This window comes from Amycolatopsis thailandensis (assembly GCF_042723255.1).
In the GTDB taxonomy this organism is placed as follows: domain Bacteria; phylum Actinomycetota; class Actinomycetes; order Mycobacteriales; family Pseudonocardiaceae; genus Amycolatopsis; species Amycolatopsis thailandensis.
On record NZ_JBHXJK010000213.1, the window covers coordinates 1 to 9862 of the forward strand.

Sequence of the window (9862 nt, forward strand, 5' to 3'; positions counted from 1 at the left end):
GCTTTCGGGACGTCTGACGTCCCGAAAGTGGCTTTCGCGACACCCGAACCCCCGGCAGACGCGCGAGCGGTCAAGCATGGCACCTTTGCCTTTCGGCCCAAACAAATCCGGCGACATCGACGATCTTCCTCGCGACAATGGGCTTCATGGAGGAGGTCGAGGTCGTCGTCGCCCACCACGATTGCGCGACCCTGCGCGTCGGTGAGGTGTTCCTGAAGATCGACGCCGATCAGACCCGCACCGACGTCGAGGTCGAGGCGATGGCCATGGCGCCGATCCCGACTCCCGAGGTCTTGTGGCGGAAGCCGCCCGTACTCGCGCTCGCCGCCCTCCCGGGAAAGGCGCTCGGCCGCCTTGGCGAGCCATCGACAGCGTCACCGGCGGCGTGGGCGGCCGCGGGAGCCACGGTCCGGAGGTTGCACGACGCGCCGTTGCCGCCGCGGCAGGGCCGGAGTGCCGACGAGCTCGCGGCGCACCTCGACGCCGAATGCGAGTGGCTCGTCGGCACCCACGTCCTCCCCGCTGACCTGGTCGAGCGCAACCGCCGACTCGCCGAGACGGTGCTCCGGCCGTGGACGCCCGTGTTCATCCATGGCGATCTGCAGATCTCGCATGTGTTCGTCGATAGCGACGAGATCACCGGCGTGATCGACTGGTCCGAGGCCGCCCAGGGTGATGCTCTGTTCGACCTCGCCACCTTGACGCTCGGTCACGAAGAACACCTCGCCGACGTCGTCGAAGGCTATGGCACCGACGTCGACCTCGACTTGATCCGCGGGTGGTGGTCCTTGCGCTGTCTGCTGTCGATCCGTTGGCTGGCCGAGCACGGCTTCGATCCCTCTTCGCCGGGCTGCGAAATCGACGTGCTGAAATCCGCGTGACGGCTGTCAGCTCCGTTCGTGCGCTTCGGTGAATTTTATGGAAACTGTCGAGCAGGTCCACCATTCGAAAGCGTTTTCGCGGAACGCCGGGCCATCCGCACCTCGGTAAGCTGAGGAATTCCCGCGCGATCCCGCGTTGTGGAACAATTCTCCGCCATCCCGGTGAAGAATTCGGCAAGATCGTCCGAGGCCCGCGGCATGGCGATATCGTCCGGCCAGTGACGGGGCGTGGGGAATCGGTGGAGCCGGCTGGACGTGGTGGAAGTGTCATCTCGCTTGCGGGGGCGGTGAGCGCCGGTGTCGGCTTGGCGGTTCAGTCGCGCTTGAACGGGGAGCTCGGTTCGCGGGTGGGCGACGGAATCACGGCGACGCTGGCATCGACTTCCGTCGGACTTCTGTTGCTGCTCGCGATCGTTCCGCTGTTCCCGGCGGGACGACGCGGGCTGGGCCTGGTCCGCACGGCGGTACGTACCGGCGGGCTGCGAGGGTGGCACCTGACGGGCGGAGTGTGTGGCGCCGTGTTCGTGGCCAGTCAGGGAATCAGCGTCGGTTCCCTCGGCGTGGCCGTGTTCACCGTGGCGGTCGTGGGCGGCTCGGCCGTCGGCGGGCTGATCGTGGACCGGTTCTGGGGTGGAGACGGCACTCCTCGCCCGATCACGGTGGCACGGACGGCGGGTGCCGCGGCCTGCGTGGCGGCGGTCGCCATCGCCGGGAACGGCGCGTGGGGTGGCTCCGGAACCCTGGCCTTGGTGATATTGCCCGTGTTCGCCGGCGTCGCGATCGCGACACAGTCGGCACTGAACGGACGGGTCGGAGCGATCGCCGGGTCTCCTTGGCCGGCCACCCTGATCAACTTTTCCGTCGCGGCCGGGTCGCTCGCCCTCGCTCTCGTCCTGCGAGCCGGGTTCGGCGGAGCCCTGCCTGGACACCTGCCCGCGGAGCCGCTCCTCTACCTGGCCGGGGTGATCGGAATGGGCGTCGTAGCGGTGGCCACCACCGTCGTCCGGCGCATCGGCGTGCTGGTCTTCGGGCTGGCCAGCGTGGCCGGTCAGCTCCTCGGCGCCGTCCTGCTGGATGCCCTCACCCCAGGCCCGCGGCCGTCCGCCGCCACCTTCGTCGGCGTCGCGATCACTTTCGCCGCGCTCGTGCTCGCGGCCCACCCCCGCTTCCGGCGAAGCGAGACCGTCCAGGACGCGCGTTTGACGGCATCAAGGCCGCGCTAGATTGGCCTGCGTGGACCATGCCGAGTACAGCAACCGACTTCGCCACGTCCTCGACGCGCATTCCGAGGACGTCATCGCCCGGCTGAGGGCGATCGTCAAGGCGATCGGCGGCACCGTCGAGAGTGTGCAGATCGAAGTGTTCCCCGACGCCGACGGCGAGGGGACTTTCGACGTGTGGGCCCGGTTCGACGGCCCGGATTCGTTCGTCCTCAACAAACCGATCGACGAACACCGTCACCTTTTCGGCGTCGTCCACCACGAAACGGGCTGGGAGCCGGAAGTACCGCCCCTCCCGCGAGACCTCTCGGCGGACGTCGTCGTCGACACGGTCGCCGACTGGATCGAGGCGGTCTGGACGAGGGCATTCGACACGCAGCCCCCGGTTCCCGTGGAGGTGTCGTCACCCGAAGGTTATGGCACGACAACCCCGCGGCAGCTGGGCTGACCCCAGGGCGTCACCCGGCAGCCCAGATACCGCGGACATGGCCGATGTGTCGACGCATCAGATCCTCGGCCCCGTCGGCGTCCCGGGCTTCGATCAAGTCGACGAGTTCCGAGTGCTCGCGCGACGACGAAATCAGTTGCCCGCGTTCGGCCAGCGCCTTCAGCCCGTAGATCCGCGATCGGGCACGCAGCGACCGGACGACTTCGACGAGGTGCTCGTTACCCGCCAGGTCGAGCAGCGCGAGGTGGAATTCCATGTCGACCGTGACGTGCCCGATGAGGTCGTTCGCGACGGCGGCCCGCTCGATGCCGGTCGCGAGCTCGCGGAGCCGTCTCAACGCGTCCGCCGCGACGCCGGACTCGGCGATCCGGCGCACGGTGGGCACCTCGATCAGGGCGCGCAGTTCGGTGAAGTTGTCGAGTTCGTGCTCGGTGGGTTCGGTGACGCGGAAACCCTTGTTGCGCACGGTTTCCATGAGACCTTCCTTGACCAGGTCGAGCATCGCCTCCCGCACCGGCGTCGCGGACACGCCGAACCGCTCGGCCAAGGTGGGCGCTGAGTAGACGACGCCGGGACGCATCCCGCCCGAGATGACGGCGCCGCGCAGGGTCTCGATGACCTCGTCGCGCAGGTTGCGACGACCACTGACTGGGGGAAGCCCCTTGAGCTCGTCCTCAGGCATTCAAATCCCTCCGCCGCGACTGTACAATGTCACATACTACTTCGCGGGAGGTCGGCATGACGAGCGATGGGTACTTCGCGGTGGACTACCACTGCGGTGGCGAACCGTTCAGGATCGTCGCCGAGATCGCGGAGCCCGACGTGCCGACGGTCGCGGAAAAACGTGTCGCGGCCGCGGCCGACCCGGAGATCGACGGGCTGCGCAGGCTGCTCTGTTCGGAGCCGCGCGGGCACGCGGACATGTACGGCGGCTTCCTCGTGGCGCCGGACGATCCCGGCGCCCACTTCGGCGTGCTCTTCTGGCACAAGGACGGGTTCTCCACCGCGTGCGGTCACGGCACGATGTGCCTCGGCACCTGGGCGGTACGGACCGGTCTGGTGCCCGCCGATCCCAGCGGAGTCACCGACGTGGTGATCGACGTCCCGTCCGGGAGGGTGACCGCACGGGTCGCCACTGTCGGCGCCAAAGTGACCTCGGTCGACTTCGTCAGCGTCGCCGGTTATCTCCTCCAAGACGATGTCGCCGTGAAGACGTCACGCGGCACCGTCCACTGCGTGATCGCGTTCGGCGGGGCGATGTACGCCCACGTCCCGGCCGCGGACTTCGGGCTCGCCGTCGACAAGGACTCGCTCCCCGAACTGATCGAGCTGGGACGCGAGATCAAGAATCAGCTCAACGAGAGCGCGTACGCCGAGCACCCGCACGATCCGAGACTCAGCGGGATCTACGGTGTGATCTTCTTCGACGAACTCGGTGTCGAGGAGAACGGGGACATCCGGCAGCGCAACGTGACCGTTTTCGCCGACGGTCAGGTGGACAGGTCGCCTTGCGGTTCGGGGACCGCTTCCCGCGTCGCGGCACTGCACGCGTCCGGGCGGCTGGCCGCCCACCACACGCTCGTCCACTCCTCGATCGTCGGTTCGACCTGGCACGCCCGGGTGACGAGCACGGCTGAAGTCGGGGGGCGCGACGCGGTGATCCCCGTCGTGTCGGGGCGAGCGTTCCGCACCGGTTACCACCGGTTCGTCGTCGACCCCGACGACGATCTGGTCCCGGGTTTCGTACTGCGCTGACGAGAAAACAGGAGGATTCGATGGACGTCGTCACAGTCGGCCCGGAGGAGATCCGTTCCGCCGTCTCCATGTCCGCCGCGATCGACGCGGTGCGGACCGGGTTCCTCGCACTGCGACGCGGCGAGTTCGAAATGCCGACCCGGACGGCGCTGCGTGACGGCGCGTTCCTCGTGATGTCGACGCACCACCGCCCGACAGCCTCGGCGATGATCAAGACGTTGAGCCTCAACTTCACCGACCGCGTACCGGCCATCGTCGGGACCGTCGTCTGGAGCGAACTCGGCCACGGACGTCATCTCGTCGCCGACGCCGCCGAGGTGACCCGCATCCGGACCGGCGCGATCGTCGGTGTCGCGACCGATCTGCTCGCTCCGGCCGAGGCGAAGACCTGCACCCTCATCGGCGCCGGCGGGCAGGCGCCCGATCAGGTCCGCGCCGTGCACGCCGTACGGTCGCTGACCGAACTCAGGGTCGTCGACCACAGCCTCGACCGTGCGGGCACGCTCGCCAAAGCCCTCGGCGCCGAATTGGGTATCGACACCGTCGTCGCGGTCGCCGACGCGGACGAGGCGGTCCGCGACGTGGACATCGTCTGCTGCGCGACCACGTCCACCACTCCGTTGTTCTCCGCCACGTCGCTCACCGAAAACGCCCACGTCAACGCCATCGGCGCCTTCCGGCCGACGATGCGGGAACTCTCCGACGAGCTACTCGCCGAAGCGACCGTCGTGATCGACGAACGAGAGGCGATCCTCGAAGAGGCCGGGGAGATCATCCACGCGCTCGGGACCGGAGCCATCACCGAGGACGATCTCGTCGAACTCGGGGACGCGCTAGCCGAAGGTGTGGCGAACCGGGCAGGCCGGACGGTCTTCAAGAGCGTCGGAGTCGCCATGCAGGACTGGGCGATCGCCAGTCTGCTCGCTCAGACCTTTCTCGACCGGGTGAAGTGAGCCATGACCGACGTACGAGGCTACTGCACGCTGTGCCGCTCACGATGCGGCGCGATCTACACCATCGAGAACGGGATGATGACGGGCGTCCGCCCCGATCCCGCCCACCCGACAGGCACCGCGATGTGTCCCAAGGGCCGCGCCGCACCCGAACTGGTCCACTCCCCCGAGCGGCTGACGCGGCCACTGCGGCGGACGACGCCGAAGTCGGCCTCCGATCCACAGTGGACGGAGATCGGCTGGGACGAGGCGATGGCCGAGATCGCCGACCGGCTGGGCACCATCCGGGCCGAAAGCGGCGCCGAGTCCGTCGCGTTCTCCGTGACCTCGCCGAGCGGGACGCCGATGTCCGACTCCATCGACTGGGTGGAGCGCTTCATCCGGCTGTTCGGCAGCCCGAACACGCTGTACAGCACCGAAATCTGCAACTGGCACAAGGACTTCGCCCACACCTTCACCTTCGGCGGGCCTCTCCCCGGCCCCGACTACGCGAGGACCGGCCTGGCGATCCTGTGGGGACACAATCCCGCGAAGTCGTGGCTCGCGCAGTCCGCCGCGCTCGCCGAGGCGAAGGCGCGCGGCGCACGGCTCGTCGTCGTCGATCCTCGCCGGTCCACCGGCGCACTGCAGGCCGACCTCTGGCTCCGGATCCGGCCGGGTACGGACGACGCCCTCGCGCTCGGTGTCGCCCACCAGCTCTTGAACCGGCGAGGACACGACGAACAGTTCGTCCGGCGCTGGACCAACGGGCCGCTCCTGGTGCGCCGGGACACCGGCCGGTTCCTGCGGGCGTCGGACCTCGAACCGGATCTCGCGGGTTTCGTGGCATGGAACGCGACAACGGACGCGGCGGAGCCTGTCGACACGGCCGTCCTGTCGTCGAAGGCCGAGCAGTTCGCCCTGCACGGAACGAGGCGGATACCGACGCGCGGCGGGATCGTCGAGTGCGTTCCGGCTTTCGCGCTGTACACGCGAGCGTGCGCCGACTGGCCGCTCGACCGGACGGCTTCCACCACGACGATCGAGGCCGCCTCCATCGCCTCGTTCGTCGAAGAACTCCTTGCGGCGGAGAGTGTTTCCTACTCCGCGTGGACCGGGATCGGGCAGCACGCGAACGCCACGCAGACCGAGCGGGCGATCGCGACGTTGTACGCCCTGACAGGCAGCTACGACGCTCCCGGCGGCAACGTCGTGCTGCCCAAACAGCCCGCGAATCCGGTGACGTCGCACGCCCAGCTCGACCCGCGGCAGCGCGCCAAAGCACTGGGACTGGACAAGTTCCCCGTCGGGCCGCCGTCACAAGGGTGGATCAACGCCCGCGACTTCTGCCAGGCCGCGATCGACGGAGACCCGTACCGTGTCCGGGCGCTGGTCTCCTTCGGAGGCAACCTTCTCCTGTCCCAGCCTGATCCACAGCGGACCGCGGAGGCGTTGCGCGCCCTTGATTTCTCGGTGCACCTCGATCTCTTCGAGAACCCGACTTCCCGCTTCGCCGACCTTCTGTTGCCCGTCAACTCCCCTTGGGAGCACGAAGCCTTCCGGGCGGGTTTCGAGATCACGCCGTCGGCGCAGGAACGGGTCCAGCTCCGGCCGCGCATGATCGAGCCGGTCGGCGAGTCCCGTTCGGACACCGAGTTCGTCTTCGACCTCGCGGCCCGCCTCGGCATGACCGACGAATTCTTCGGCGGGCGGATCGAAACCGGCTGGGACCACCAACTCGCTCCGCTGGAGCTCACCACGAAACGGCTCCGCGCCGAGCCGGGCGGCGTCGACGTCCCGCTACGGACCGGATACCGAAAGTACGCCGAAGAAACCGACGGCGGTGTCACCGGTTTCGCCACCCCGACCGGGCGCGTCGAGCTCTACTCCGAACGTCTCGCCGAGCACGGGCAGTCGCCGGTCCCGGTCGCCCGCACGCCGGAGGTGGACACGCGATACCCCCTGGTGCTGACCTGCGCCAAGAACGGCTACTTCTGCCACAGCCAGCACCGAGGGATCTCGTCGTTGCGGCGGCGCTTCCCCGAGCCGACCGTCGATCTCAGCCCCGAACTGGCGAGCGATCGCGGCATCGTCGACGGCCAATGGGTGGAGATCGCGACCCTGTCGGCGACGGTTACGATGCGCGCGCGAATCGACACGGCGCTGCACCGAGACGTCGTCGTCGCCGAATACGGCTGGTGGCAACCGGCACCCGACCTCGCGTTGCCGGGTTCGGATCCGCTCGTCGACGGCGGCGCGAACTACAACCTGCTGATCGGCGACGACATCAGGGATCCGATCAGCGGCTCGGTCGCGCTCCGCTCGACAGCCTGCGACGTCCGGCCTGCCGGACCATCGCCGTGGACCGCCGAACGCGAGTTCATCGTGGAAAGTCGTGCTCTCGAAACGGACGACATCCTCACGCTGGGCCTGCGTCCGGTGGACGACGGCGGGCTGCCCGACTTCCGCCCCGGCCAGCACATCACCCTGGCCGCCGCCGACGAACCGCAGGTGACGCGCAGTTACTCGCTCACGGCCGCCGCCCGCGACACCGGCCGCACCGCCTACAGCGTCGCCGTCCGCCGGTTGCCGGACGGACAGTTCTCGCCCCTCGTCCATGAGCGTTTCCAGGCGGGGGCCCGGGTGCTGGTGTCACCGCCGTCCGGCTCGTTCGCCTTGCCATCCGGCCACCGGCAGCCGCTGGTGCTGATCGCCGCCGGTATCGGGATCACGCCGTTCCTCAGCCTCCTGGAGACGCTCGCGAGCGAGCCCGGAACCGCGCCCGAAATCGTTCTCCACTACGGAAACCGGAACTCCGGTAGCCACGCCTTCCGCGAGCGGATCGACAGTCTGGCGAAGCGCCTTCGCACGGTGCACGTCGTGAACCACTACAGCCGTCCTGCCCCGGGCGATACTTACGACGTCCAAGGGCGAGTGTCGGCCGACAGCGTCGAAGCTTCACTCATCGCTCGACGGGCGCGCTTCTACCTATGCGGCCCCGGCTCCATGATCGAGGAGATCACCTCCGGCCTGCTGGCCCGCCGCGTGCCCCGCGCGGACATCTTCACGGAGAAGTTCCACGCCGCACCGGCGCCGGTGACCATCGCCGACGACGCCACGGCGACCGTGCGGTTCGCCCGATCCGGTCGTGAAGCGACCTGGCGCAAGCCCGACGGGACGCTCCTTCAGTTCGCGGAGAAAAGCGGACTTTCCCTGCCCAGCGGCTGCCGCCTCGGCCAATGCGAGAGCTGCGCGGTGCCCGTGCTCGCCGGCACCACCGCGCATCTCGTCACCCCACCAGACGGCCTCCCCGACGACCACTGCCTGACCTGCCAGTCGGTACCGACCTCCGATGTCACGCTGGACGCTTAGCGCCGAGGATGCCGCTGACGTAGAGCGTGTCGCCCAAGCGCATGCCGTCGTCCTCCAGGGCCGGAAGTCCGTTGACGGCGAACAGGTCCCGGATACTGGCCGAGGTCAGCGTCCAACCGCGTTCGGCCAGATACGGCGCGGCTTCGTTGCGTTCGCCGAAGTAGCGCAGCCGCGTCATGTCGGTGTCGAGACTCTGCTCGCGCCACCGTTCGGAAATGCGGTTCAGACGTTCCTTCGTGCTGTCCTCCTCGCCCGGACGCGGGTTGGGCTTGCTTTCGGTGGCCACCCGGCTTCCCGGTGCGCTGAGTCCGGTGATGGTGTCCAGCAGGCTGTCCTGCCCCTCGGGCGGCAGGTAGCCCAGCAACCCTTCGGCGCTCCACGCCGTCTGCCGGGCCGGGTCGAAGCCGGCGGCACGCAGCGCGGCGGGCCAGTCGTCACGCAGATCGGCCGCGACCGCTTTCCGGGCGGCCGTCGGCTCGGCGCCCAATTCCGCCAGCGTGCGTGTCTTGAACTCGACGACCTGCGGCTGGTCGAGTTCGTACACCACGGTTCCGGTGGGCCAAGGAAGCCGGTACGCCCGGGAATCCAGCCCCGACGCCAGGATCACGACCTGCGTGATTCCCGCGTTCGTCGCCTCGATGAAGTACTCGTCGTAGAACTTGGTACGGATCTTGGCGACGTCGATCCAGAGCTGCTCGACCAGCTCCCCGGCCGCGACTTCGCCTGCCGCCAGCCGGGTCAGGAGGTCGACGCCCACCGCCCGGACGAGCGGCTCGGCGAACGGGTCGTCGATGAGCGAGCGATCCTGGCGAGTCGCCATCGCCCTGGCCGCCGCGGCCATGGTGGCTGTCGCACCAACGCTGGACGCCAGGTCCCAGCTGTCTCCGTCTTGCCTCGTGGACATCGTTTCGGCCCCGTCTTCGCGTTCGAGGGAATTATTGGGCGATAAGCCAAATATGGCATGGTCGATCCTGCCGCGCAGGCCTTCTTCGCTGCCGAGGACATAGTTCCGGACTGGACGGGACCAGGCGCGCCCCGAGTGTCCACAGGGGACGACTGAGTGTCCGATTTATGGCCATATGGGTTTTCCGTGTGGTGTCGTGAGTGATAATGAGGGTTATTGAGGGGTAGGGCAAAGGTGTCCTGTGGGGTGCCGGGTCCGTGAAGGCCTCCTTGAGGGACTCTGGGTCCTTCAAGGAGGCCATAAAGGACCCGTTATAAGAGGGGTGTAAGGGGGCTTTAAGATAAATTGAT

8 protein-coding genes are annotated in these 9862 nt (G+C 68.2%); 6 read left to right on the forward strand and 2 right to left on the reverse strand.

Annotation, left to right across the window (positions count from 1 at the left end; translation table 11 throughout):
- Positions 1 to 146: 146 nt before the first annotated feature.
- The 3 genes from ACFWMR_RS40925 (at position 147) to ACFWMR_RS40935 (ending at position 2549) form a co-directional block, all read left to right on the forward strand.
- Positions 147 to 881, forward strand: coding sequence for a phosphotransferase family protein (locus ACFWMR_RS40925; RefSeq protein ID WP_378382275.1), 735 nt, complete (start codon positions 147 to 149; stop codon positions 879 to 881).
- 287 nt (positions 882 to 1168) lie between these two features.
- Complete coding sequence (locus ACFWMR_RS40930) at positions 1169 to 2104, forward strand: DMT family transporter (RefSeq protein ID WP_378382277.1); 936 nt, start codon at positions 1169 to 1171, stop codon at positions 2102 to 2104.
- A gap of 10 nt (positions 2105 to 2114) precedes the next feature.
- Positions 2115 to 2549, forward strand: coding sequence for a DUF6389 family protein (locus ACFWMR_RS40935; RefSeq protein WP_378382278.1), 435 nt, complete (start codon positions 2115 to 2117; stop codon positions 2547 to 2549).
- A 10-nt stretch (positions 2550 to 2559) separates the two neighbouring features.
- Here the strand turns inward: ACFWMR_RS40935 and ACFWMR_RS40940 are convergent, their stop codons facing one another.
- Entirely contained in the window at positions 2560 to 3231 is a 672-nt protein-coding gene (locus ACFWMR_RS40940) for a GntR family transcriptional regulator (RefSeq protein WP_378382279.1), read from the reverse strand.
- Positions 3232 to 3287: 56 nt separating this feature from the next.
- On the opposite strand from ACFWMR_RS40940, the gene ACFWMR_RS40945 reads away from it, so the two are divergent.
- Genes ACFWMR_RS40945 through ACFWMR_RS40955 form a run of 3 tightly spaced genes read left to right on the forward strand, consistent with a single transcriptional unit; the run spans position 3288 to position 8608 of the window.
- Positions 3288 to 4304 (forward strand): proline racemase family protein, encoded by a 1017-nt coding sequence (locus tag ACFWMR_RS40945; RefSeq protein WP_378382280.1) that lies wholly within the window; start codon positions 3288 to 3290, stop codon positions 4302 to 4304.
- Positions 4305 to 4324: 20 nt separating this feature from the next.
- Positions 4325 to 5257, forward strand: coding sequence for an ornithine cyclodeaminase family protein (locus ACFWMR_RS40950; protein ID WP_378382281.1), 933 nt, complete (start codon positions 4325 to 4327; stop codon positions 5255 to 5257).
- Between the two features lie 3 nt (positions 5258 to 5260).
- A complete protein-coding gene (locus ACFWMR_RS40955; protein WP_378382282.1) occupies positions 5261 to 8608 on the forward strand; it encodes a molybdopterin-dependent oxidoreductase in 3348 nt (1115 codons plus the stop codon).
- On the opposite strand, the gene ACFWMR_RS40960 is transcribed toward ACFWMR_RS40955, so the two are convergent.
- Positions 8592 to 9512 (reverse strand): SAM-dependent methyltransferase, encoded by a 921-nt coding sequence (locus tag ACFWMR_RS40960; RefSeq protein WP_378382283.1) that lies wholly within the window; start codon positions 9510 to 9512, stop codon positions 8592 to 8594. The two genes, ACFWMR_RS40955 and ACFWMR_RS40960, sit on opposite strands and share 17 nt — an antisense overlap.
- Positions 9513 to 9862: the final 350 nt, after the last annotated feature.